Annotated in this window: 16 protein-coding genes; 6 read left to right on the top strand and 10 right to left on the bottom strand. The window is 62.4% G+C overall.

Annotated elements, in window-relative coordinates; translation table 11 throughout:
- Window positions 1-16 precede the first annotated feature (16 nt).
- The 4 genes from IAE40_RS07065 to betI all read right to left on the bottom strand — a co-directional run bounded on the left by IAE40_RS07065 (window position 17) and on the right by betI (window position 5,957).
- Window positions 17-1,759, bottom strand: coding sequence for a potassium/proton antiporter (locus IAE40_RS07065; protein ID WP_054891203.1), 1,743 nt, complete (start codon window positions 1,757-1,759; stop codon window positions 17-19).
- A gap of 255 nt (window positions 1,760-2,014) precedes the next feature.
- Window positions 2,015-3,712 carry a choline dehydrogenase gene (betA, locus tag IAE40_RS07060; RefSeq protein ID WP_153773308.1) on the bottom strand — a complete coding sequence of 566 codons (1,698 nt, stop codon included), beginning with the start codon at window positions 3,710-3,712 and terminating at the stop codon, window positions 2,015-2,017.
- Between the two features lie 76 nt (window positions 3,713-3,788).
- The gene (gene betB, locus IAE40_RS07055) at window positions 3,789-5,261 is read right to left on the bottom strand and encodes a betaine-aldehyde dehydrogenase (protein ID WP_112899397.1); all 1,473 of its coding nucleotides are present in this window, start codon (window positions 5,259-5,261) and stop codon (window positions 3,789-3,791) included.
- 30 nt (window positions 5,262-5,291) lie between these two features.
- Complete coding sequence (gene betI, locus IAE40_RS07050) at window positions 5,292-5,957, bottom strand: transcriptional regulator BetI (RefSeq protein ID WP_054891206.1); 666 nt, start codon at window positions 5,955-5,957, stop codon at window positions 5,292-5,294.
- Between the two features lie 477 nt (window positions 5,958-6,434).
- Here betI and IAE40_RS07045 point away from each other — a divergent pair, with 477 nt between their 5' ends.
- Window positions 6,435-8,438 (top strand): BCCT family transporter, encoded by a 2,004-nt coding sequence (locus IAE40_RS07045; protein WP_054891207.1) that lies wholly within the window; start codon window positions 6,435-6,437, stop codon window positions 8,436-8,438.
- A 197-nt stretch (window positions 8,439-8,635) separates the two neighbouring features.
- Window positions 8,636-13,327: a dermonecrotic toxin domain-containing protein gene (locus IAE40_RS07040; protein WP_200602913.1), complete on the top strand. Its 4,692-nt coding sequence runs from the start codon at window positions 8,636-8,638 to the stop codon at window positions 13,325-13,327.
- 21 nt (window positions 13,328-13,348) lie between these two features.
- On the opposite strand, the gene IAE40_RS07035 is transcribed toward IAE40_RS07040, so the two are convergent.
- The 4 genes from IAE40_RS07035 to gpmI form a co-directional block, all read right to left on the bottom strand.
- Window positions 13,349-14,113 carry a divergent polysaccharide deacetylase family protein gene (locus tag IAE40_RS07035; RefSeq protein ID WP_197890394.1) on the bottom strand — a complete coding sequence of 255 codons (765 nt, stop codon included), beginning with the start codon at window positions 14,111-14,113 and terminating at the stop codon, window positions 13,349-13,351.
- An 8-nt stretch (window positions 14,114-14,121) separates the two neighbouring features.
- Entirely contained in the window at window positions 14,122-15,447 is a 1,326-nt protein-coding gene (locus IAE40_RS07030; protein WP_054891210.1) for a S41 family peptidase, read from the bottom strand.
- A gap of 86 nt (window positions 15,448-15,533) precedes the next feature.
- A complete protein-coding gene (locus tag IAE40_RS07025) occupies window positions 15,534-16,826 on the bottom strand; it encodes a murein hydrolase activator EnvC family protein (RefSeq protein ID WP_054891211.1) in 1,293 nt (430 codons plus the stop codon).
- Between the two features lie 141 nt (window positions 16,827-16,967).
- Window positions 16,968-18,503, bottom strand: coding sequence for a 2,3-bisphosphoglycerate-independent phosphoglycerate mutase (gene gpmI, locus IAE40_RS07020; protein ID WP_197890392.1), 1,536 nt, complete (start codon window positions 18,501-18,503; stop codon window positions 16,968-16,970).
- A gap of 206 nt (window positions 18,504-18,709) precedes the next feature.
- Between gpmI and IAE40_RS07015 the strand changes: the two genes are divergently transcribed.
- From IAE40_RS07015 to secB, 3 genes are read left to right on the top strand one after another with little or no spacing between them, the layout of a single operon-like run.
- Window positions 18,710-19,123: a rhodanese-like domain-containing protein gene (locus IAE40_RS07015; RefSeq protein WP_054891213.1), complete on the top strand. Its 414-nt coding sequence runs from the start codon at window positions 18,710-18,712 to the stop codon at window positions 19,121-19,123.
- A 1-nt stretch (window position 19,124) separates the two neighbouring features.
- Window positions 19,125-19,379 (top strand): glutaredoxin 3, encoded by a 255-nt coding sequence (grxC, locus tag IAE40_RS07010; protein WP_200602912.1) that lies wholly within the window; start codon window positions 19,125-19,127, stop codon window positions 19,377-19,379.
- 39 nt (window positions 19,380-19,418) lie between these two features.
- Entirely contained in the window at window positions 19,419-19,901 is a 483-nt protein-coding gene (gene secB, locus IAE40_RS07005) for a protein-export chaperone SecB (protein WP_054891215.1), read from the top strand.
- 70 nt (window positions 19,902-19,971) lie between these two features.
- On the opposite strand, the gene IAE40_RS07000 is transcribed toward secB, so the two are convergent.
- Both IAE40_RS07000 and IAE40_RS06995 read right to left on the bottom strand, forming a co-directional pair.
- Window positions 19,972-20,415 carry a hypothetical protein gene (locus IAE40_RS07000; protein ID WP_153773313.1) on the bottom strand — a complete coding sequence of 148 codons (444 nt, stop codon included), beginning with the start codon at window positions 20,413-20,415 and terminating at the stop codon, window positions 19,972-19,974.
- Window positions 20,416-20,491: 76 nt separating this feature from the next.
- A complete protein-coding gene (locus IAE40_RS06995) occupies window positions 20,492-22,594 on the bottom strand; it encodes a TonB-dependent receptor (protein ID WP_200602911.1) in 2,103 nt (700 codons plus the stop codon).
- Between the two features lie 484 nt (window positions 22,595-23,078).
- Between IAE40_RS06995 and IAE40_RS06990 the strand changes: the two genes are divergently transcribed.
- A complete protein-coding gene (locus tag IAE40_RS06990) occupies window positions 23,079-24,398 on the top strand; it encodes an OprD family porin (protein ID WP_063541571.1) in 1,320 nt (439 codons plus the stop codon).
- Window positions 24,399-24,452 lie beyond the last annotated feature (54 nt).

The following is a 24,452-nucleotide window of genomic DNA, read 5'->3' as shown; positions in this document are numbered from 1 at the left end:
AGGGCACTAACGGAGTTTAGAGGAACAGCCCCGGGCCGGGCCGGGTTCCTTCGGGGAATCTGACGCCCACTTTCTGGATCTTGTTCCCGTCCATGGTCGCGACCGTCCAGATCGTGCTGTGCCATTCGACCTGGTCGCCTACGACTGGAGCGCCTCCGACCTTCTGTCGGATGAACTGCGCCAACGGCATTTTCGCATCCAGGCCGTCGAGTTTCAGGCCATAAAGCGCTGCCACCGCACCGAGTTCGGCATCGCCTTCGAGGACGAAGTCGCCGAAGAAGCGCAGGTCCAGGCCGCGCTGTGGCGCCTGGCTGAACAGTTTGCCCAGGGCGGGCAGGTTGTGCTCGTGGCCGATTACGCAAAGCATGTCGCCGACCTCCAGCACGGTACTGCCCGAGGGGTGCAGCAATTGCTCACCACGGAACAGCGCGGCGATACGCGTGCCCTCGGGCATCTTCAGCTCGCGCAGGGCTGCGCCGATGCACCATTTTTCAGCGCCCAGGCGGTAGACGAAGAGCTCCCATTCGCTGGTGATATGCACCTCAAGCGCCGAGCGCGAGATCGGCGCTGGATCTGGCGGCACCGTGACCTTCAGCAGCTTGGCCATCCACGGCAGGCTGGTGCCTTGCACCAGCAGCGACACCAGTACGATGAAGAACGCCAGGTTGAAGAACAACTGCGCATCCGGCAGGCCCGCCATCAGCGGGAACACCGCAAGGATGATCGGTACCGCGCCGCGCAGGCCAACCCAGGAAATGAAGCCCTTTTCGCGGCCGTGGAACGCCTTGAACGGCAGCAATGCGGCCAGCACCGACAGTGGGCGGGCGAAGAGGATCATCCACAGCGCCAGGCCCAGGGCGGGCAGGGCGATGGGCAGCAGGTCGTGCGGGGTGACCAGCAGCCCCAGCACCAGGAACATGCCGATCTGCGCCAGCCAGGCCATGCCGTCGAGCATGTGCAGGATGCCGTGGCGGCTGCGGATCGGCTTGTTGCCCAGCACCAGGCCGCACAGGTAGACGGCAAGGAAGCCGCTGCCGTGCAGGGCGTTGGTCAGCGAGAACACCACCAGGCCGCCGGCGACCACCAGGATCGGGTACAAGCCGCCGGCCAGGTTGATGCGGTTGACCAGTTGCAGCATCAGCCAGCCGCCGCCCAGGCCCAGCAGGCCGCCGATGCCGAACTCGCGCAGCAGGTGGGTCAGCAGGCTCCAGTGCAGGCCGGTCTGGCCGCTGGCGATCATGTCGATCAGGGTGACGGTGAGAAATACCGCCATCGGGTCGTTGCTGCCCGACTCGATTTCGAGCGTTGCCGTGACCCGTTCGTTCAGGCCTTTGCCACCGAGCAGCGAGAACACCGCCGCGGCGTCGGTAGAGCCGACGATGGCGCCGATCAGCAGGCCCTGGATCAGGCTCAGGTCGAACAGCCAGGCAGCGACCATGCCGGTAAGGCCGGTGGTGATGAGCACGCCCACCGTGGCCAGCGACAAGGCTGGCCACAGGGCCACGCGGAAACTCGCCACCCGCGTGCGCAGGCCGCCGTCGAGCAGGATCACGGCCAGCGCGAGGTTGCCCACCAGGTAGGCGGTCGGGTAGTTGTTGAAAATGATGCCGCCACCATCGACACCGGCGACCATGCCGACCGCGAGGATGATGACCAGGATAGGGATGCCCAGGCGCGACGACAGAGAGCTGACCAGGATACTTGCGCCCACCAGCAGTGCGCCGATCAGGAACAGGCTGTTGATGGTGCTGGCATCCAAAGGCAGGTACTCCGGGATATCGCAGAAAGATGACTTGACTGGCAAGTCGCGTGCCAATCGATTCTAACCTGATGAATTGCCAGCATGTAAAGCGTTTCTGCAGATGTGCAAAAGGCACCGCGGTGGGTGCCTTTTGTTGTGTTGCCTATGCGGGCCCTTTCGCGGGCAAGCCCGCTCCCACAGGTACTGCACAGTTTTCATAATCTGTGCGAACCCTGTGGGAGCGGCTTTAGCCGCGAAGGGGCCGGTGCAGGATTACGCCTGCTTCACCTCACGCATCGGCTTGCCCTTCACCGGCGCACCGTTGGCCTTGTAGTACTTGGCCGTGCTGCGTGGCAGTGGCTTGCGTCCACGGATCTTGTCGGAGATTTTCTCGGCGATCATGATCGTGGTGGCGTTGAGGTTGCCGGTGATGATGATCGGCATGATCGACGCATCGACAACGCGCAAGCCTTCCATGCCATGCACGCGGCCTTCGCCATCGACCACCGCCATGTCGTCGGTGCCCATCTTGCACGAGCAGGACGGGTGGAACGCGGTTTCGGCGTGCTCGCGGATGAATTTGTCCAGCTCTTCATCGGTCTGCACGTGCGCGCCCGGGCTGATTTCGCGACCGCGATACGGGTCCAGCGCCGGCTGGGCCATGATCTCGCGGGTCAGGCGGATGCCGTCGCGGAATTCCTGCCAGTCCTGTTCGGTGGCCATGTAGTTGAACAGGATGCTCGGGTGCTGGCGCGGATCCTTGGACTTGGCCTGGATGCGGCCACGGCTTGGCGAACGCATCGAACCCATGTGCGCCTGGAAGCCGTGTTCCTTCACGCCGTTGGAGCCGTTGTAATTGATCGCCACCGGCAGGAAGTGGTACTGGATGTTCGGCCATTCGAACTCAGGACGGGTGCGGATGAAGCCACCGGCCTCGAACTGGTTGCTGGCGCCGATGCCGGTGCCGTTGAACAGCCACTCGGCACCGATGGCCGGCTGGTTCCACCACAGCAGCGATGGGTACAGCGACACCGGCTGGGTGCAGGCGTACTGCAGATACAGTTCCAGGTGGTCCTGCAGGTTCTCGCCGACGCCCGGCAGGTCGTGGACCACCGGAATGTCGAGGCTCTCCAGCAGGGCGCGCGGGCCGACACCGGAGCGCTGCAGCAACTGCGGCGAAGCGATGGCGCCGGAGCTGACGATGACTTCCTTGCGGGCACGGGCTTCGACGCGCTCTTCGCTGTCACCGACCAGATAGGTCACACCCACGGCGCGCTTGCCTTCGAAGAGTACGCGATCGCTCAGGGCGTGGGTGACGATGGTCAGGTTAGGGCGCTTCTTGGCCTGGTCCAGGTAGCCACGGGCGGTGCTGGAGCGACGACCGTTCTTGGTCACCGAACGGTCCATCGGACCGAAGCCTTCCTGCTGGTAGCCGTTGAGGTCTTCGGTGCGTGGGTAACCGGCCTGTACACCGGCTTCGACCATGGCATGGAACAGTGGGTTGTTGCCAGCTTTTGGCGTGGCAACGCTGACCGGGCCGTCGCCGCCGTGGTAGTCGTTCGGGCCGATGTCGCGGGTTTCGGCCTTGCGGAAGTACGGAAGGCAGTCGAGGTAGGTCCAGTCTTCCAGGCCTGGCAGTTCAGCCCAGCCGTCGAAGTCCATGGCGTTACCACGGATGTAGCACATGCCGTTGATCAGCGAGGAGCCACCCAGGCCCTTGCCGCGGCCACATTCCATGCGGCGGCCATCCATGTGTGGCTCAGGGTCGGTCTCGTAGGCCCAGTTGTAGCGGCGGCCTTGCAGCGGGAAGGCCAGGGCGGCCGGCATCTGGGTGCGGAAATCGAAGCGGTAGTCGGGGCCGCCGGCTTCCAGCAGCAGCACCGAGACGTTGGCGTCTTCGGTCAGGCGGGTGGCCAGGGTGTTACCGGCCGAACCGGCACCGACGATGATGTAATCGAATTCTTGGGACATGCAAAGTACCCTCGTTGGCAGTGTTCAGGGAGCGGGAGCGCCCGTGCGCAATGTCACGGGCGTGGCCAGACCGGTCTTAGAAGACCGAGTTGTAGCCGCCCAGCTCGACCTGCACCGACTTGATGCGAGTGTATTGAGCCAGCGAGCTGACGCCGTTTTCACGGCCGACGCCCGACTGCTTGTAGCCGCCAACCGGCATCTCGGCTGGCGATTCACCCCAGGCGTTGATCCAGCAGATACCGGCTTCGAGCTTGTGGATGATGCGGTGTGCGCGGGTGATGTCGTTGGTGCATACGCCCGCAGCCAGGCCGTACTCGGTGTCGTTGGCGCGGCGGATGACTTCTTCTTCGGTTTCGTAGGTGAGGATGCTCATCACCGGGCCGAAGATCTCTTCCTTGACGATGGTCATGTCGTCGCGGCAGTCGGTGAACACGGTCGGGGCGACGAAGGCGCCCTTGGCGAACGCGCCTTCGGTCAGACGCTCCCCGCCGCACAGCACGCGGGCGCCTTCTTCCTTGCCCTTGGCGATGTAGCCCAGGACGCTTTCCATGTGCGCGAAGCTGACCAGCGGACCGAAGTTGGTGTTCTCGTCTTCCGGGTTGCCGATGCGAATGCGGGCGACGCGTTCGGCGATCTTGGCTTCGAAGGCGGCTTTCATCGCTGCCGGAACGAACACGCGGGTGCCGTTGGTGCAGACCTGACCGGAGCTGTAGAAGTTGGCCATCATGGCGATGTCGGCGGCCTTATCCAGGTCGGCGTCGTCGCAGATGATCAGCGGCGACTTGCCACCCAGTTCCATGGTCACTTCCTTGAGCGAGGAGCTCGAAGCGCTGGCCATGACTTTCTTGCCGGTGGTGGTGCCGCCGGTGAAGGAGACTTTCTCGATGCGCGGGTGCTCGGTCAGCAGGGTGCCGACTTCACGACCGCTGCCGGTCAGGACGTTGAACACGCCATCCGGCAGACCGGCTTCGGTGAAGATCTCGGCCAGCTTCAGGGTGGTCAGCGAGGTGACTTCAGACGGCTTGAAGATCATCGCGTTGCCGGCGGCCAGGGCTGGCGCAGACTTCCACAGGGCGATCTGGATCGGGTAGTTCCACGCGCCGATACCGGCAGTCACGCCCAGCGGCTCGCGGCGGGTATAGACGAAGGACGATTCGCGCAGCGGGATCTGCTCGCCTTCGATGGCCGGGATCAGGCCTGCGTAGTACTCCAGCACATCGGCACCGGTGACGATGTCGACGTAGCGGGTTTCGGAGTACGACTTGCCGGTATCCAGGGTTTCCAGCATGGCCAGCTCGTCGTTGCGCTCGCGCAGGATGTCGACGGCGCGGCGCAGGATGCGCGAACGCTGCATGGCGGTCATCGCGGCCCAGACTTTCTGGCCACGTTCGGCGCTCTCGACGGCGCGCTCGACGTCAGCCTCGGTCGCACGCTGGACGTGGGCAAGGACTTCGCCGGTGGCCGGGTTGATGGCTTCGAAGGTGGCATCGCTGCCAGCGTCGACATAACCACCATCGATGTAGAGTTTTTGCGTTCCGAAACGGGCCATAGAGTCCTCGCAAGTGCAGTGTGTGATTGGCTAGCCGCGTCGTGCTCCTGCCGGTTGGGCAGTCGCTGCGTGCGATCGTTCAGCCGCCTGGGGGTTGGTAGCCAGGTCGTGCTGCTTAGCCAGTTGTAGATCCATGTATTCGTAGGCGATCCGTATTGCCTGCTCGGTGTCGAACGCGTCGCCCGAGAGCGCACCACGCAGCCACAGGCCGTCGATCAGGGCCGCCAGCCCGCGAGCAGCCTTGCGTGCATGGTAGAGCGGCAAGACACGACGGAACTGGCAGCACAGGTTGGAGTAAAGGCGGTGATCGTTGATCCGCTGCAACCTGTGCAAGGACGGCTGGTGCATGCTGGCGGCCCAGAAGGCCAACCAGGTTTTCATTGCCGGGCCGCTGACCTGGCTTGCGTCGAAGTTGCCTTCGACGATCACTCTCAGGTGCGCCCGCGGGCTGTCGTCGGTGAGGGCTTGTCGGCGGGCGACGGTGCCTTCGCTCAACGCATTCATGAGGTAGCGCATGGTCGCTGCGATCAGGCCGTTCTTGTCCTGAAAGTAGTGACTGATGATGCCGTTCGACACACCGGCCAAACGGGCAATCAGCGCAATGCTGGCATCTCCCAGACCGACCTGGTCGACAGCCTGCAATGTGGCGTCGATCAACTGCTGGCGGCGGATGGGTTGCATACCGACCTTGGGCATCTTGCTATCTCCTCAGGCCTGCGAGCGGACAACACGCATCCGACTCGGCGAGGGCCAGTCTATTTTGTTTTGATTGAACGTTCAATCAATAAAGAATAAGCTCTGCGACAATTTGTGCCATTGACAGTCTTTCAGGCAGTCGAGAAGGCACGGATTGACACCCCAGGAAAACGTGTAACCCCCGGAATACAAGGCGTTGACGGGCAAGAACGGTGCATGAACAGATTCTGCCGAGTGGTCGATGACCGCGCGGACGACCCTTGGAGCGGGTCAGGCGAGCTGTGACCAATGCGCGCATCCAGTGAGGATGAAGGCGCTCAGGTGCAGTCCGCCGGTCTGTTTTTTTGCAGCGTTTCGATTCGGGATCACGGTTTCCAAGGTGCTTTTATAACACCTGACGCAGTGGAGCTATTGCACCAATTGCGCGGGAAATGACTGATTAGCCTCCACAGCCGTACTGCCCGGAGCATTCGTGCAATGAGTTCTGCCTCCCTGACAAAGCCCCCCGCCGAGAGGGTTCGGGTCAACCGCGTGGTGTTCCTCACCTCCGCGCTGCTGGTCCTCGCGTTGACTGCCTTGCTTATCGCTGTACCCGAAACTGCCGGCCAGGTGCTGGGCGTAGCCCAGAAGTGGCTGACGCGCACCTTCGGCTGGTACTACATGCTGGTGATCTGCGGTTACCTCGTGTTCGTCGTCTACCTGGCCTTCTCCGACTACGGCAAGCTCAAGCTGGGCGGCAAGGACGACCAGCCAGACTTCAGCTACGGCGCCTGGGCCGGCATGCTGTTCTCCTCCGGTATTGGCATTTCGCTGCTGTATTTCGGCGCATCCGAACCGCTGGACCACTACTTCAATCCGCCGGAAGGCACCCCTGCCAGCCTCGAGGCTGCGCGCCAGGGCCTGCAACTGACCTTCCTGCACTGGGGCCTGCACGGCTGGGCGATCTACGCCTTGGTGGGTCTGGCCGTGGGCTACTTCGCCTACCGCCACAACCAGCCGCTGGCGCTGCGTTCGGCGCTGTACCCGCTGGTCGGTGAGCGCTGGGTCAAGGGCGCGGCCGGTAATGCCGTGGACATCTTCGGCATGTTCGTCACCCTGCTGGGCCTGGTGACCAACCTCGGTATCGGCTCGATGCAGGTCTCCTCGGGCCTGGAGTACCTGTTCGGCATGGACCACAGCAAAACCAACCTGCTGGTGGTCATTCTGGTGATGGCCGGTGTGGCCACCGTAGCCGCGGTCTCGGGTGTGGAAAACGGCATTCGCCGCCTGTCCAACCTCAACATCATGCTGTTCAGCGGGCTGTTGATCTTCGTCCTGCTCGGCGGCAATACCCTGCACCTGCTCAACGGCTTCGTGCAGAACGTCGGCGATTACCTCAACGGCATCGTACTCAAGACCTTCGACCTGTATGTCTATGAAGGCGAGGCCGGCAAGTCCGAGCGCTGGCTGGGCCTGTGGACCGTGTTCTACTGGGCCTGGTGGATCTCCTGGGGTCCGTTCGTGGGCATGTTCATCGCCCGTATCTCCAAGGGCCGTACCGTGCGCCAGCTGGTCAGCGGCGTGCTGCTGATCCCGCTGGGCTTCACCCTGGCGTGGCTGTCGATCTTCGGCAACACCGCGCTGGACCTGGTGATCAACCAGGGCGCCGTTGAGCTGGGCAAGACAGCGCTGGAGCAGCCCTCGATGTCGATCTACCAGTTGCTGGAGTACTTCCCGGCGGCCAAGATCGTGATCGGTGTGGCGGTGTTCGTCGGCTTCGTGCTGTTCCTCACCCCGGCCGACTCGGGCGCGGTGATGATGGCCAACCTTTCGTGCAAAGGTGGCCAGGTCGACGAGGATGCGCCGCACTGGATGGTGGTGTTCTGGTCGGTGATCATCACCCTGGTTACCATCGGCCTGCTGTTCGCCGGCAACTTCGAAGCCATGCAGACCATGGTGGTGTTGGCCGGCCTGCCGTTCTCGGTGGTGCTGGTGCTGTTCATGTTCGGCCTGTACAAGGCGATGAAGCAGGATGTCGCGGTCGAGCAGGAGCGCGCGGAGCTGGCTGCCCGTGGCCGTCGCGGCTTCAGCGAGCGCCTCACGCAACTGGAGCTCGAGCCGACCCAGGCGGTGGTGCAGCGCTTCATGGACAAACAGGTCAGCCCGGCCCTCAAGGAGGCGGCGGAACAACTGCGCGCCCTGGGCTTCGAGGTGGAGACCCGTGTCGGTCAGTCGCGCAACATGATGGGCGTGCGGGTGATGATGGAAGAGGGCAACCCGTTCGTTTATGAAGTCAGCCTGGACGGTTACCTGGCGGCACCGAGCGAGGCGTCTGCCGGGGGTGAGCCAGAAGTGCGCCAGCGCTTCTACCGCGCCGAGGTGTACCTGCACAACGGCAGCCAGGAGTACGACCTGATGGGCTTCCTGCCTGAGCAGATCGTGCGCGATGTGCTCGATCAGTTCGAAAGCCACCGCCAGTTGCTGGGGCGTGTCTACAGCTGATCGCGTAGGCGGCTTATCGTTGTGAAAAGGGCTCTGTCGAATGACAGGGCCCTTTTTTTCTTCAGCGGGCGGTCACGTTGGGGCGGACCGCCGACTGCCGTTGCCCATGGTCAACCGGTGCGCAAAAGCATTATGTACCCCCCAGTGATATCGACTGGCGCGGAGGCTTTGGCTTCATTTCACAACGAGCCTTGAGCATGTCTACTACCTCCGTGAGTCACCCACCCTACGACCTGTACAGCGCAGTCGCTGCGCAGTTCGCTAATCGACCGACCTTGCGCGAAGTGCTCGACCAGCAGGTCATGAAGATAATCGTCGAGCAGTATCCGCTGATCGCGATTCATCGCCCCGAGATGACTTCTGCACAGCCACTCTCGCTGCTTTGCTCCACCGCAGATGACACCTACCGCACTGAGTTGCTGATCGACCATCTGCTGCAGTTGGTGCTCGATGGCAAGCGCGTGGATTTCGCCAGCATGGGCGCTTATGCGCTGAGCCTGAATCCGTACCAACGCCTCTTCGCCATCAAGTCGCCCTTCGAAACCAGTGATGGGGACCTGATCAAGCCTGAGACGCTGGTCGAACCCTTCGAGAAGATGCTGCCTCTGTTGCCCCATTATCTGCAGCAGGCGCAGATCGGCTACTGGAACGGCGACGGCCAGGGCAACCGCGATCTCTGGTTGCAACAGGTGCTGCGAGCCAGCCTACTGCAAGGCCTGGACGAGGCTGACCTTGAGGAGGCCGAGCGCGCCTGCCTGCGCCAACTGCTGTTGGGGAACACTCGTAACGTCGAGGTGCAGGCCGTTCGCGTGCAGATGCACTTGGGCGATCGACAAAGCAGTGAACTGTTGCCCGGCTTACTGGTGACGACCCTCGACACGCCGCGTCCGTTGGTCTTGTGGTGCCAACCGGATGGGGAGGTGCGTAGCTTCGAGTCACTGAGTGCCTTTGGCCGAGGGCTGCAGCTGCAGATGGCGCGGCGTTGCGAGTTCGATCGTATGAGCTGGAGTGGTTTCACGTCGGAGGGCGATGCGTTCGCCCTGCAAAGCGGGTTGCTGCTGGAGATCCTGCTCGAGCGTCAGGCGCGTGTGCGCTGGGGGGCAGCTGATAGCGTCGCCGAGCTGGAGCGCCAGGTCGATGGAGCCTTGGACCCCTCTCAGTTTTTCGCTCAACGCAGCAATGTGCCTGCCAAGCCGGTGGCTCTGCAGCTACCTACTGGCCTCCGGAGAGCCGGGTCTGAGGGGCAGGCCACCTATTTGCAGGCCATGCTCGATCTGACGCTGTTGCAGGGGAGTGACGGTGGTGAGCGCGCCCTGGACGGGGTGGATGATCTGCACACCTATGCAGCCCGCCGTCTTCGCGAGGAAATGCTTGCCGATCATCCGGTCGATGCCAACTACTTTGCCGATGATCTGCTCCTGACCATCGACACCTTTGTCAGCGACGGTCATGGCCTGGATTTTGGGCAAAAGATCGACAGCCGTACCGTGACCCTGACCGAGCTGGCCATCGGTCGGCTGGCTGCGTCGCAGGGTGGCGTGGTGACACACATCGCCCACCGTAATGAACAGTTGATCCTGGACTGGATGAATGTCGATTACATCCGTGAACTGGTCGCACGCGTCGATATCGGCGGTACCTACCCGACCTACGTCAACAACCTGCTCGCAGATGGCACCGAAAACGCGGAACGTATCGCCCGTTTCGGTCGTCAATGGCGTATCACTTTGATGTTCGATGCCGCTCGGGCGGTGGTGGTCAATCGCCTGGATACCTTTGCCTATGGTGCAGTGGCCCGCTTCTGTCGCGATGGGGACGCGCAAGCGGCTGGGGTCAGGATTGCGCCCTTGGCTTTCAGGCGTTCGCCGACCTCGAAGAAAGTTGATCGGGTGCATGGGTTCTATGTCATTGAAATCGTCGAGTCCGGCCAGTGCGTGCTGTATTGCCCGATGTACACAGACGGCGCGGTCCATGTCTTCAAGGACGTCGATACCTTGATGGGGGCCATCCGCAAGCCTGGCAAGCTACAGAACCTCGCGCTGATGTGGATGGATCAGAACGAGCGTCCTGTCTACGACAATGGTGGATTCAATGAACCTCACCTGCCGCACTGGGTGTTCGACCCCTTCGGTCCATTGGATAAGCCTGATCCTGCTCAACTGGCGCTGGAGGCCTGGGGGCAAGACATCGACGCACAGATGTTCGAGGCGCGGCATCAGGTGTTGGTCGAGCTGGCCGACCGTTCGGCGGTGAGCAACAGCGAGTTGCGGTGGGGGGTAGTGATCGCGTTTGGCTGGGAGCTGCTCAATGCGGTGCTGCCTGTGCTGCCGGGACCGGTGGTATCGATCACCTGGCTGTACATGGGCATCCGCAGCCTGGCCAGCGATGTACAGGGGCTTGGCAGTGACAGCGCGGGGGAGCGAATCCAGGCCGTGACCGACCTTTTGAACAATACCTTGATGGCGTTGATCCATCTGCAGACCCCCAGAAACACAGTACTTGGGTCGCAGCACGATGTTACGTCGCTCGAGGAGCTGCCCGTGGCGCAGGACGTAGCGCTTCACCCGTTGCCGGAGCCTGAACGCAAGCCTGCGGGGCTGGTGCGTGACTTGTACGGCACCACGCAGACACACCTGGATTTTTCGTGGCGTGGGGCTGGTGGCCTCAACGGACTTTCGGCGTCTCAACGCAGTCGCGTGCGCGAATTGGCGGTCGAGGTATCGCTGGCTGGACACGCGCCCGACACGCAAGGTGCAACGGCGGGCTTGACTGCTGTCGACGGCAGGTACTACGTCAGGCTGGGGCAGGAGGTCTATCAGGTCGTTGTTCATGAAGGGGGGGCGAGAATCGTGGGGGCTGACCTGACGCCAGGGCCTTGCCTGCACAACGATGGCGGTGGCTGGCGCATCGATACACGGTTGCAGGGGGGCGGTGGGCGTGGGCGCAGCGCTGCGCAGGAACGGCTGCGCCAGAAGATTGCCGCTACGATCCAAAAGTCGCTGGAAGAGGTGGAGCATCATTTGCTTGAGGCAAACAAGCCGATTCCTGAGTACCTGAGACAGAACCGCCAGATCGAGGAGCTGCGGACCAAGATCGTGAAGCTGGAGGAAACACTGAACCAACCTCCTCCCACGAACCCGGATGACCTCTCCCGGTTCAAGACGTTGACCGAACTGTACACAGCAAAGCGCGATGAGCTAATGCGCGCGATGCGCGACCTGCGCCGGCAGCGTGTCGAGCTGGTCTACTCGATGTTCGAGCACCAAGCCAGCGCGCAGCGGAGCATTGTCGAGCTGCTGGATAACCCCAGCTATACGCGCACAACCGCCCATGGCAGGGACCTGCGACAAGCCCTTTCGAATGCACGTCACGACTTGATTGGCTATGGCGTATTCCTTCTGAATGAAGCGGTGGCTGTGGGTAGTTTCCGCGAGTATGACCAGATCGTCCGCAGCCTGAGCGGAGCTACGCCAGAAAACCGCGCGGTTCTCTACGCCAAGTGTCGAGAGCTGCTCGAGGGCATGGTCCTGGACCAACCAAGGATCATGGAGGTCTCAAGCCAAATGGATCATGTGCTGGCGGTCAGCGATATTGACATGGAAATCCAATCGAGCACCGGCTTGGTCAGCGTTGCCCAGGTCATCGCCGCGCGCAAGACTTCTACGGTCATGATTCGCTTCTTCCAGGCGATGAGCCTGGTGGAACTCGCACTGCGCTTCGAAGAGGGTGCCGCCAGCCAGCATTACACGATCTTCCGCGACGCGATTGCCAGCTACCGTTTGCGTGTAGCCGCAAACGCCCACCATCTGTCGATGTTCTACGAACTGCCGATCCTTGAGCGTATCGAGGTGCTGCAAGGTGCCTGGGATGAATATCTGGCGGCGATTCTCAACTGCGACCGCATCAGCAAGCTAGGCAGCGGGCTGGTCGATACCCAGCGCCTTGCCGCCTACAGAGAGCAGATGGTGGGTCTGAAGAAGATGGCAGGCGACGCGCTGGTCGAAGCCATGCGTGAGCAGGCTTCCGGACAAGCTCAGGCCTCGCGCCGTATGGTTTATCCACTGTGGGCGCTGCAAGTGGCGCGTACCCTTGCAGGGCAGACAGTGCTAGGTACAGAGGTGATGGTTGATGGGCGGGCGCAGTTGCAGGTCAAGGGCGCGTTCAGCTCCAAGATTCAGCACCGGTTTCAAAAGGTAGGCGGGGCTTGGTTGGAAGAGGTCGCGAGTACGGAACCTGAGTCGCAGTCGCGGGCCTCGACGCCGGAATTCGAGAAGAAAAGCCGTGAACTGGCCGAAGGCATATTGGCGCAAAACGAGAGCGTCATCGAGCAGGCCAAGGCATTGGTAAGCAATGACGCGCAGGACAGCGGGTTGATCTCGATGCTTGATGCGCAGATCGCTGAAGTGCTGGAGTTGCGCGAACAGCTGGCGGACGCGGATAGCACCGACAGTCTGTTGGGGCGCCTGGATGACGCTGTTATCCGGTTGCGCGAGCAGAAGCGAGAATGCCTGGTCGAGCTTTATACCAAGACGCGCTATCCCGGTGCCCGGGGTCTGAGCTTTCTCCATCAGCAAGGCTTGATCACGGTTGAGTACGTGGGGCCGCGCAAGCAGGTTTCAGATGGCTATCTGGATGAATACCGCATCAACCTGCTCAAGTCGTCCGGCGACAGCAAAGGCCGACCCCTGTGGGCCGCGCACTTCCACTTCGCCGACTCACAGGCGGCGCCCACAGCATTCGGCAAAGGCCATCTGAAGCTCTGGAGCCAGCGCAAGATGGGCTACAGGGAGCAGATGAGGGCTGCGAGCGAGGGGCAGGTGCTGAGCATCTACCGGGGCAACCTGACCTACGCCCAGGCCAAGGACATCATTCCCTTCAACAGCCTGTAGGCGCTCTGAACGGCCAAGCGATCAACGGTTGCTGTAGCGACCGTTGCGACCGTGCGCCGACATGGCCTGGTTGCTGCGTTCGGCGATCATCTGGCGCAGTTCGATCAACTCGATGCCCTGGCGCTTGAGCCCGGGCATCTCTCGTTCGAGCACTTCGAGAGTCTGCGGGTAGGGGTGGCCGATCAGCACCGCTGAACCTTGCTTGCGGGCAAGCTCGATGCCTTGGCGCAATTGACCGGCGATGGCTTCGGTTGTGCGTACGTCATCCAGAAATACATCCCGCGAGACGTGCGCCAATCCGATTGCCTGGGCCTCGGCCGCCGCCACCGTGGCGGCGCTGGTGCGGCTGTCGACGAAGAACAGCTCGCGGCCCTGCAGGTTACCCATCAACCAGGCCATGGCGTCGCGCTGTGCGGTCATGCGGCTGCCCATGTGGTTGTTGATGCCTGCGGCGAAGGGCACCTTGAGCAGCGCGGCGTCGAGGCGTCGTGCCAGCTCCTCGATGGGTAGCCCCGGATGCCAGGCATAGGGCCCGGTGGCGGGGTCCATGGGCATGTGCAGGATCACCGTACGTCCGGCCTTGTGTGCCTGGCGGGCGAAGTCGGTGGCGTGCGGGGTGTCGGGCATGATCGCCATGGTGACCGGCCCGGGCAGGGCGAGGGTGCGGCTGTCGCGTTCGTTGTTCTGGCCCAGGTCGTCGATGATGATGCTCATATAGGCCTTGGCCGGTGCCGCATGTGCGGTACCGGCCAGCAGGCAGAACAGCGTGAACAGCAGAAAACGCATGGTGGTTATCAATCACCCTTGGTGATGTTCAGGCCCTTGAGCAGGCTGAGCGCCTGGCTCAGCTGGAAGTCGTTGTCCTGCGGGCGCTCGGTACGCTTGCTGCTGCCGGTCGGACGATCGGCGCCACCATTGCCGTTGCCCAGGTGACCCTGCAGGTCGGCTTCCTTGAAGTTGTCCGTGTCGGCTTCGGCAGTGAGCTTGGCCTGGCGTACTTCGATGTCCGGCACGATACCCTGTGCCTGGATCGAGCGTCCGTTGGGGGTGAAGTACAGCGCGGTGGTGAGCTTCAGTGCGCGGTCGTTGGCCAGTGGCAGCACGGTCTGTACCGAGCCCTTGCCGAAGCTGTCGGTGCCCATCAGCACGCCGCGTTTCTGATCCTGCAGGGCGCCGGCGACGATCTCCGAAGCCGAGGCGCTGCCGCCGTTGATCAGTACCACCAGCGGTACGCCTTCGCTGGCGTCGGCCGGGTCGGCGGAGAAGCGCAGCTCGGAGTTGGCGATACGGCCCTTGGTGTAGACGATCAGGCCTTTGGTGAGGAAGTGGTCGGCCACTTCCACCGCCGACTGCAGGACGCCGCCGGGGTTGTTGCGCAGGTCCAGCACCAGGCCGCGCAGCTTCTTGCCGTTATCCTTGCGCAGCTTGGCCAGCGCCTTGCCGACTTCTTCGCCGGTCTTGACCTGGAACTGGGTGATACGGATATAGCCGTAGTCGTTCTCGAGCAACTGGCTCTTCACGCTCTTGACCTGGATGACCGCGCGGGCCAGCGTCACATCGAAGGGCGTGCCGCCGTCGCGTACCAGGGTCAGGGTGATCTTCTGGCCGATCTTGCCGCGCATCTTGTCGACGGCCTCGGTCATGGTCTGGCCGCGGGTCGGGGCGCCGTTGATCTTGACGATCAGGTCGCCCGCCTCGATGCCGGCGCGTGAGGCCGGAGTGTCGTCGATGGGCGAGACCACCTTGACGAAGCCGTCCTCCATGCCAACCTCGATGCCCAGTCCGCCGAATTCGCCGCTGGTGCTTTCCTGCAGCTCCTGGAAGTCTTCAGGGCCGAGGTAGGCCGAGTGCGGGTCAAGGTTGCTGAGCATGCCCTTGATGGCATTTTCCAGCAGGGTCTTGTCGTCCACCGGCTCGACATAGGCTGCCTTGATGCGGTCCATGACCTCGGCGAAGGTGCGCAGTTCGTCCAGCGGCAGCGGCGCCTTGGCCGTCACCTCGGTGGCCGGCACGGCAGCCGCCTTGGCAGGCTTGACCGGCTCTGCGGCGCTGGCCAGGGGCGCGCCGACGACCAGAGCTATGGTCAGGGCCAGCTGGGTGAGGCGAGACGAGTGCAGCATGTCGAACGAACTCCTGATCCTGTAGGTGCTCCCGTGGGAGCATCGGTGCGGCCCACCGTCGGGCCTTGCCGTAAATGTTGCGGTGCCTAGCCTCGGCACCATTGCGCAGGGTCGGTGGGCCGGCCCTGCTGGCGAATCGCGAAGTACAAACCTGCGCTGTCCTGGCCGCCGCTGTCGCCGACGGTAGAAATGGCTTCCCCGGCCTTGACGATGTCGCCGGCGCTCTTGAGCAGGCTCTGGTTATGGCCGTACAGGCTCAGGTAGCCATTACCATGGTCGAGAATGACCAGAAGTCCAGCGCCGCGCAACCAGTCGGCGAACACCACACGCCCGCCATGTACGGCGCGCACCTGAGTGCCGGCGCTGGCGCTGATCATCACGCCGTCCCACTTGGCACGCGCATCACCGCCTCGCGTGTCGCCGAAGCGTGCCAGCAATCGACCATTGACTGGCCATGGAAGTTTTCCACGGGCGGCGGAAAATGCACCACCGTAGTTGGCGCCATCGCTGGACACCAGCGGGCCGAGCACGGTGCGGGCCTTTTTCGGCGGCTCTTGCGGCTCGTCGCGGCGAGCGTCGGCCAGCGCCTGTTCCTTGCGCCGCTTCTCTTCTTCCTGCTTGGCCAGCAGCGCCTTCTGTCGCGCTTCTTCGGCTTCACGGGCCTGGCGGGCGAGGGTTTCCTCGATGGTCTTGAGCACCTTGGCGAGGTCGGCCTGGTCCTGTTCGCGGGCCTGAAGCTTCTGGTCGCGATCCTTGACGTCGCTGTTGAGCTTGGCCAGTACCTGCTGGCGCTTGCTGCGTTCGGCCTCCAGTGCCTGGCGGCGGCTGTCGAGGTCGGCGCGCTGGGCCATCAGCTGTTCCTGTTGGCCGGAAATTTCCAGTTCGACATTGGCCAGCTGGCGCAAGGTTTCGTTGAAGGTGCGCAATTGTTCCAGGCGCGCCTTGCTCAGGTAGTCGTAGTACGTGAGGGTGCGAGCGAACTTTTCGGGATTCTGCTGGTTGAGCAGCAGCTTGAGGTATTCCTCGCGACCGTTCTGGTAAGCGGAGCGGGCCTGGATCGCGATCAGCCGTTGCTGTTCAACGCGGGCGCTCTGGAGTTTTTTTTTCTCGTGGTCAAGGCGCTCCAGCTCGCCCTCGGTCTTTTTTAGTTCTTGCTGAAGACCCTCCACCTGCTTTTCGAGATTGCCGATATCGGTCTCGGTGGATTTGAGGTCTTTCTGCACGCCGGCTTTCTCTTCCTGGAGCTTGCCCAGCATTTTCTTGAGCTCGGCGATGTCCTGGCGAGTGGCGTCCAGTTGTTGCTGGGTCTGCGCGCGCTCGTCGGCGAACGCCGGACTGAGCAGGCATGACAGGGCTAGGAGTATGAGGGCGCGGCGCATGGAATCGGGCGTACCAGGGATGGAGACTGGCCTAGTATGCCCGCCTGAGCGAGCAAAAAAAACGCCCCGCTGCGGGTGCGGCGGGGCGTTTGTCCGGAAATCACGTCAGGGTGCGCTGCACCGCGACCCCAATGCGCAGTCTCAAGCGTCGATCAGGATCGAGGTTCCGGTCATTTCGGCAGGCTTCTCCAGCCCCAGCAGCTTGAGCATGGTTGGTGCCACATCGGCCAGCACGCCACCGTCACGGACTTTCACGCTGCGCTTGCCGACATAGATGAACGGTACCGGCTCGGTGGTGTGCGCGGTGTGCGCCTGGCCAGTGGACTCGTCTTCCATCTGCTCGACGTTGCCGTGGTCGGCGGTGATCAGCGCTTCGCCACCGACCTTGTCCAGCGCCTCGACGATGCGCCCGACACAGCCGTCCAGCGCCTCGACGGCCTTGACCGCCGCGTCGAATACGCCGGTGTGGCCGACCATGTCGCCGTTGGCGTAGTTGACCACGATCACGTCATAACGCTGTTGCTCGACGGCCTCGACGATGCGGTCGGTCACTTCCGGCGCGCTCATCTCAGGCTGCAGGTCGTAGGTGGCGACCTTCGGCGACGGAATGAGGATGCGCTCTTCGCCTTCGAACGGCTCTTCACGTCCGCCCGAGAAGAAGAAGGTCACGTGGGCGTACTTTTCGGTCTCGGCGATGCGCAGCTGGGTCTTGCCGTTCTTGGCCAGGTACTCGCCCAGCACGTTGTTCAGACTGGCTGGGGCAAAGGCCGCAGGGGCGGGGATCTTCGCCGAGTACTGGGTCAGGCCGATGTAGGCCGCGAGCTTCGGCAGGCGCGCACGGGGGAACTCGTTGAAATCGGCTTCGACGAACACTCGCGACAGTTCGCGGGCGCGGTCGGCGCGGAAGTTCATGAAGATCACCGCGTCGCCGTCTTCGACCTTGACCGCCTCGCCGATGCGCGTGGCCTTGACGAATTCGTCGCTCTCATCGCGTGCATAGGCTGCTTTCAGCCCAGCCACGGCGCTGTCTGCGCTGTACTCGGCGGTGCTGTCGACGATGAGGTTGTAGGCGGCGCTGACGCGGTCCCAGCGGTTGTCACGGTCCATCGCGTAATAGCGGCCGATCAGGCTGGCGATGCGGCCCTTGCCCAGCTTGGCGAAGGTCGCATCGAGCAGTTCGATGGACGACTGGGCGCTGCGCGGAGGGGTGTCGCGGCCGTCGAGGAAGGCGTGCAGGTAGATTTTCTCGGCGCCACGCTGGGCGGCCAGTTCGGCCATGGCGACGATGTGGTCCTGGTGGCTGTGCACGCCGCCGTCTGAGAGCAGGCCCAGCAGGTGCACGGCCTTGCCTGCTGCAACTGCCTTGTCCACGGCGCCGGTGAGTACCGGGTTTTCGAAGAACTCGCCGTCGCGGATGGCCTTGGTGACCCGGGTGAAGTCCTGGTACACCACACGGCCGGCGCCGAGGTTCATGTGACCGACTTCGGAGTTGCCCATCTGCCCGTCCGGCAGGCCGACATCCATGCCGGAACCGGAGATCAGGCCATGCGGCTGGGTGGCGCGCAGGCGGTCATAGACCGGTGTGTTGGCGGCGTAGATGGCGTTGTATTCGGGGCTTTCGCTGTGACCGAAACCATCCAGGATGATCAGGACCAGGGGCTTGGGCGTGCTCGTCATCAATCAAACTCACGGTTGTTCAAAGATGATAAAGACACGCATTTTAGGGCAAATCGGCCAGCGACGGCGAATATTCGTCGGTTCGTACGACCAGCGTCCCGACGGGTTGCAGATGAAGGCTGTTTCCGAGCCGGCCCGGCGGGCTTTGGCGGGCATGGGTGGCTGTGTATACTGGCCGGCATTTTCAATCGCCTGGAACACCCCTGATGGTTGCTCACCTGATTCAATTCGCGACAGATCACTTCATCCTGGTTGCGATCTTCTTCGTCCTGCTGATCCTGCTGCTGGTCAATGAAATCCGCCGCGGCGGCCAGAGCCTGAGCAACGGCCAACTGACCGCGCTGGTCAACGCCGAGAAGGGCGTGGTGATCGATATCCGTCCAAGCAAGGAATACTCCGCCGGCCACATCGTCGGGGCGCTGAACATTCCGCAGGACAAAGTCATCGGCCGCATTGCCGAGCTGGAAAAACACAAAGAAAAGACCCTGATCATCGTCGATGCGATGGGCCAGCAGTCCGGCACCATCTGCCGCGAGCTGCTCAAGGCTGGCTTCACCGCTGCCAAGCTCAGCGGTGGTGTGTCCAGCTGGAAAGCCGATAACCTGCCCCTGGTGAAGTGATATGAAGCCCGTCACCGTCTACTCCAGCGACTACTGCCCCTACTGCATGCGCGCCAAGCAACTGCTGGCGAGCAAGCAGGTGGCGTTCGAGGAAATCCGTGTCGACGGCAAGCCCCAGCTGCGCGCCGAGATGGCGCAGAAGGCCGGGCGTACCTCGGTGCCGCAGATCTGGATCGGCAGCACCCACGTTGGCGGTTGCGATGACTTGTTTGCGCTGGAGCGCTCGGGCAAGCTCGACGCCCTGCTCGAGGCCTGATTCACGCCTCTTTCAACCATTTTCAGAAAAGGATCTGCCATGACTGACCAACAGAACAACGGCGCCGCCGAAGAGAACAGCCCACAATTCTCCCTGCAGCGCATCTACGTGCGTGACCTGTCGTTCGAAGCCCCGAAAAGCCCGCAGATCTTCCGCCAGCAGTGGGAACCCAGCGTCGCGCTGGACCTGAACACCCGCCAGAAGGCCCTGGAAGGTGACTTCCACGAGGTCGTGCTGACCCTGTCGGTTACCGTAAAGAACGGCGAAGAAGTCGCCTTCATCGCTGAAGTTCAGCAGGCGGGCATTTTCCTGATCTCGGGTCTGGATGCAGCTTCCATGAGCCACACCCTGGGTGCGTTCTGCCCGAACATCCTGTTCCCGTACGCGCGTGAAACCCTCGACAGCCTGGTGACCCGTGGCTCGTTCCCGGCGCTGATGCTGTCGCCGGTGAACTTCGATGCCCTGTACGCACAGGAACTGCAGCGCATGCAGGAAGCCGGCGAAGCGCCTTCCCTGCAGTAATCGTTATCGCGCGGCATAAAAAAACCCTCGGGATCGACCCGAGGGTTTTTTTGTGGGCGCAAGCCGAGCTTCAGCCGAACTGCTTCTGCTGTTGCTGCTGCTTGGCCACTGCCTCCGACGCCGCCACGTAGGCGTCCTGGAACTCATCGCTCTCCAGCCAGGCCATGGTCGCCGCTTCATCGGCGCCATCGAGCCAGGCGCGGTAAGCGGTGAACACCAGGACGATGTAGTCGGTGGCGTGCTCTTCCTTGTGCCCCTTGAGTACCAGCGCCAGCAATGGATCGACCAGAAACACCGAGATCATCGACACCAGGCTGGTTTCCTGGGCCTCCTTCATCTTGTCGAACAGGGCGTCATAGCTCCCCGACTCCATGGCCTTGTTGTACACCTGCTCGACACTGGCGCTGTCGCCAGCGCTGGCCTTGACCGCCTGGCCGCCGCGGACCATGCGGTTCTGCTTGGCCTTGGAGGCGGCGCGCTTGGCGCGTTTCTGTTGCTTGGTGTTGGAAGCCATGGGTGAATCCTTGGGTGTGTCCGGAAAAAACGCGTATTGAAGCCTAGTTGCCGCGGTTCTGGATAGGGCCCATCGGTCAGAAGCTGTAGGTGCCTGTCACCACCAGGCTGCGCGGATCGCCGAACTGGATCTGCGCGGCGCTGGTCGCCGAGCTGTAGTAGGTCTTGTCGGTGATGTTGTTCAGCGCAGCGCGAACGTCCCAGTCGTGGGTGCGGTAGCCGGCCAGTGCATCCCAGTGCCCATAGCCTGGCAGCACCGTGGTGTTCTGGTTGTCGGCGTAGCGTTCGCCGACCAGTACCAGGCCGGTTTCGGCGTACCAGCCCAGCTCCGGCTTCCAGGTCACGAACAGGCTGGCGTTGCGCCGCGCCACGTTGTTTACCCGGTTACCCTCCAGGCCGCTGTTGTCCTTGGCGATGATGGCATCCTGCAGGCCGATGCCGCCGCGTACGTACCAGTTGCCGACCACATTGCCCTGGGCGGTCAGCTCCACGCCACGCGAGCGTTGCAGGCCGGTGAGGATGGTGATGCCAGGGTTGTCCGGGTCAGTGGTGCGACGGTTGTAGAGCTCCAGCTCGTAGATGGCGAGGGTGGTGCTCAGGCGCTCGTCGAACCAGTCGCTCTTGACCCCGATTTCCTTCTGCCGGGTGTTCTCTGGAGCCGTTTCGTTGGTGTTGCCGGCAGCGCCGGGGGTGATACCGATCAGGCCGCCGCCGACCGGGGAATAGGTCTTGCTCCAGGAGGCATAGAACGAATGCTCCTGCCATGGCGAATAGACCACGCCCAGGCGCGGGCTGGTGCTGTTGTCGTCCTGTTTTTCCGAGATGCCGCGCAGCTTGTTGGTGGTTTCCACCTCGAACTGGTCGAAGCGCACGCCCGCCAGGATCTGCCATTGGTCGTTGAGGCGGATCTGGTCCTGCAGGTAGACGCCACGGCTATCGACCACCGTGTGGTTGTAGCTCGACGGCACCATGGGACCGTTGTGTTGCAGGCGCCGGTTGGGGTTGTTCAGGTTCAGCGACGGCACCGCCTGGCCACCGGCACTCACCGCCCGCGCGGTGTACAGGCGCGGATCGCGGCGCTGATTGCCGAATTCCAGTCCCAGCAGCAGCTTGTGCTCCAGGCCCCAGGTGCTGACATCGCCCTCGGCCTCGAGGTTGTTGAAAAGGTTGCGGGTGTTCAGGTCCTGCTGCCAGCGCTGGCGGGTCACCAGATTGGTGCTGGGGGTGTAGCCGGTGAGGTAGGTGTTGTCGAAGTCGCTGTCGAGCTTGAACAGGCTCAGGGTATGGCGCACTTGCCAGTTGTCGCTGAGCTGGTAGTTCAGGCGCGAGCGTAGCGACTGCGACTTGTCGTCGATGAAATCGCGCTGCGTGTCGCCGTACGTAGTGCTGCGCCCGACATCCGCCGGACGACCGCCGACGCCAGGAATGCCGCGATCCGGGGTGCGGTTGTAGCGGCTGTATTCGTACTGCACCAGCCAGTTCAGGTCGGGGTTCAGTTGCCAGCTCAGCGACGGGGCGAACAGTTGGCGGTTGCCATCGACCCCATCGCGGAAACTGTTGTTGTCCTGGTTGCCCATGTTCAGGCGCACGCTGATGTCGTCGCTCAGGTCGGCACTGAGATCGGCGTACAGGCTGCGCAGGTCCTCGCTGCCGCCCTGGGCTTCGATGGTCGAGCGCCGGCCATGCTCGGGCGCCTTGCTCACCCGATTGACGATGCCGCCCTGGCTGCCACGGCCATAGAGCACGGCTGCCGGGCCCTTGAGCACCTCGATGCGCTCGATGTTGTGCAGGTCGCGCACGTACTGGCTGTCATCACGCACGCCGTCCAGATAGAGGTCGTTGCTGGCGTCGAAGCCGCGGATACGCAGGCTGTCGAAGCGTGTGTCGGCGCCGCTGCTGACGTTGGGGATGCCTTCCAGTGCCTTGCCCAGGCTGTTGTTGCCGTAGTCCAGTACGTTGGCGGTCTTGACCGTGTCGATCGCCTGCGGGACGTAGCGCACCGGCGTCGAGGTGCGGGTGGCGGTGCTGACGTCCTTGACCCGCGGATTATCGCGCTCGCGTTCACTTTCAGCAGTGACCGAGAGCTCAGGCAGGGTAGTGGTGGCAGCGCTGGCAAGGCCTGCGCTGAACATCAGTGACAGGCCCAGAGACAGGGGAGACAAGCGGCAGGGGACAAGCATCGGCAGGCATCCAGCAGAGATTGTTATGAAGAGGATGCGAATGGTAATGCTTGCTATTTGCTCTTGCTTGGCTATTTGTAAAGGCGCGTATTTACGAATGTATCAAATTGTAACTGGTAATTATTCGCTTTTATCGAGGTGTTTTTGTCAAGCCAACCAGAAGTGAGTTGCCTGTACGAAAGTACAGAAAAGAGAGGGAATAACTGTCTGCTCTGCGATTCAGCACAGTTTTGCACCAGCTCTGGCCTTTAATTTGGTTATATCAACCTTCATTTCACGTTTTTTTGACATTGCGAAGCACACGCGGCTAGGATTCGGCCTCTACGCCTGCCGGCCATCAGTTGGCCGAGCGCCGGACGAAGCCCGCTACCTGCAAAAGGAGCGGGGTTTTCAGTTTGGATACAAGCGTCGAACCTACGAAGGGGCGTTGGTTCCTGGCGTTTTAGGTAGCAGAGCGTTCTGATTCGGTAATAAGGAAAACAACATGTTGAATACAAGGATCAGCCTGGTAGCGCTGGCACTCATCGCCGCCACTCAGGCCCAGGCCAACGACCAGGCCGAAAGCAAGGGCTTCATCGAGGACAGCCACGCCAACGTCCTCCTGCGCAACGCCTTCATCAACCGTGACAAGAAGCACCACACCAACGACCAGTCCCAGTGGGGCCAGGGTGTGATCGCCAACTTCTCGTCCGGCTTCACTCAAGGCACCGTGGGTGTCGGTGTCGACGCCTTCGGCCTGTACGCCGTGCGCCTGGATGGTGGCAAGGGTCGTAATCAGGGTGGCGGTGTCGACTTCTTCAAACGCTCCGACCCCACCTTCGACGGTGAGAAAACCAACGCCCCTCACAACCTGGCTCGTGGTGGTGCAGCGGTGAAGTTCCGCATCTCCAACACTGTGCTCAAGTACGGTGACCAGATGCCGGCTCTGCCGGTCCTGCAGTACGACGACGCTCGTCTGCTGCCAGAGAGCTTCACTGGCACCATGATCACCTCCAAGGAGATCAAAGGCCTGGAGCTGAATGCAGGCCGCTTCACCCAGGAAGCCCGCAAGAGTGCCGAGCGCCGTGATGGCGGTGGCCTGAAGTCGATCAACGTGCTCGGCGGCAGCTACAAGTTCACCGACAACTTCACCGCGTCGCTGTACACCGCGGACAACGAAGATGTCATGAAGAAGCACTACCTGGGCCTGAACTACGTCTTCCCGATCGCGGCCGACCAGTCCCTGACCCTGGACTTCAACGGCTACAAGTCGGATATCGACAACAAGTATGTGCGTGAAGCTGGCTTGAATGGCGACCGCAACACCATCTGGAGCCTGGCGGCTACCTACGCCTATGGCCCGCACTCCTTCACACTGGCCCACCAGCGCAGCACCGGCAGCACCGGCTATAACTATGGCTGGTACCAGAACGAAGGCGGTGTCGGTGACGGTGGTTCGACCATCTACCTGGCCAACTCGTACTGGTCCGACTTCAACGCCGAAGACGAGCGCTCCTGGCAGTTGGGCTACGGCCTGGACTTCGGTGCCTTCGGCATCCCTGGTCTGACCTACAAGCTGGCTTACGTGGTGGGTGACAACATCAACACCCGCAACCTCAAGAACCCGGAAGGTTTCGGCGAGGGTAAGGAGCGCGAGATCTTCAACCAGGTTCGCTACGTGGTGCAGGACGGCCCGGCGAAGGACCTCTCGATCAAGCTGCGTAGTTCGTTCTTGCGTACCAACAACGCTGTGCGCCAAAACGGCTACAACGACGACGGCAACGAAGTTCGCGTGTTCGTCGAGTACCCGATCAGCATCTTCTGATACTGACCTGGCGTAACGAAACAGCCCCGGCATTTGCCGGGGCTGTTTCGTTTC

Origin of the sequence: Pseudomonas sp. S44 (assembly GCF_016624805.1) — a bacterium.
GTDB lineage: Bacteria > Pseudomonadota > Gammaproteobacteria > Pseudomonadales > Pseudomonadaceae > Aquipseudomonas > Aquipseudomonas machongensis.
The sequence above is the reverse complement of the archived record's forward strand: the minus strand, read 5'-3'. Positions and strand labels throughout refer to the sequence as shown.

Excerpts from the sequence above, each read along its gene's own strand:
- betA (WP_153773308.1), bottom strand. The coding sequence starts at position 3,712 with ATGTCCCAAGAATTCGATTACATCATCGTCGGTGCCGGTTCGGCCGGT.
- betB (WP_112899397.1), bottom strand. The coding sequence starts at position 5,261 with ATGGCCCGTTTCGGAACGCAAAAACTCTACATCGATGGTGGTTATGTC.
- betI (WP_054891206.1), bottom strand. The coding sequence starts at position 5,957 with ATGCCCAAGGTCGGTATGCAACCCATCCGCCGCCAGCAGTTGATCGAC.
- IAE40_RS07045 (WP_054891207.1), top strand. The coding sequence starts at position 6,435 with ATGAGTTCTGCCTCCCTGACAAAGCCCCCCGCCGAGAGGGTTCGGGTC.
- IAE40_RS07040 (WP_200602913.1), top strand. The coding sequence starts at position 8,636 with ATGTCTACTACCTCCGTGAGTCACCCACCCTACGACCTGTACAGCGCA.
- IAE40_RS07035 (WP_197890394.1), bottom strand. The coding sequence starts at position 14,113 with ATGCGTTTTCTGCTGTTCACGCTGTTCTGCCTGCTGGCCGGTACCGCA.
- IAE40_RS07030 (WP_054891210.1), bottom strand. The coding sequence starts at position 15,447 with ATGCTGCACTCGTCTCGCCTCACCCAGCTGGCCCTGACCATAGCTCTG.
- IAE40_RS07025 (WP_054891211.1), bottom strand. The coding sequence starts at position 16,826 with ATGCGCCGCGCCCTCATACTCCTAGCCCTGTCATGCCTGCTCAGTCCG.
- gpmI (WP_197890392.1), bottom strand. The coding sequence starts at position 18,503 with ATGACGAGCACGCCCAAGCCCCTGGTCCTGATCATCCTGGATGGTTTC.
- IAE40_RS07015 (WP_054891213.1), top strand. The coding sequence starts at position 18,710 with ATGGTTGCTCACCTGATTCAATTCGCGACAGATCACTTCATCCTGGTT.
- grxC (WP_200602912.1), top strand. The coding sequence starts at position 19,125 with ATGAAGCCCGTCACCGTCTACTCCAGCGACTACTGCCCCTACTGCATG.
- secB (WP_054891215.1), top strand. The coding sequence starts at position 19,419 with ATGACTGACCAACAGAACAACGGCGCCGCCGAAGAGAACAGCCCACAA.
- IAE40_RS07000 (WP_153773313.1), bottom strand. The coding sequence starts at position 20,415 with ATGGCTTCCAACACCAAGCAACAGAAACGCGCCAAGCGCGCCGCCTCC.
- IAE40_RS06995 (WP_200602911.1), bottom strand. The coding sequence starts at position 22,594 with ATGCTTGTCCCCTGCCGCTTGTCTCCCCTGTCTCTGGGCCTGTCACTG.
- IAE40_RS06990 (WP_063541571.1), top strand. The coding sequence starts at position 23,079 with ATGTTGAATACAAGGATCAGCCTGGTAGCGCTGGCACTCATCGCCGCC.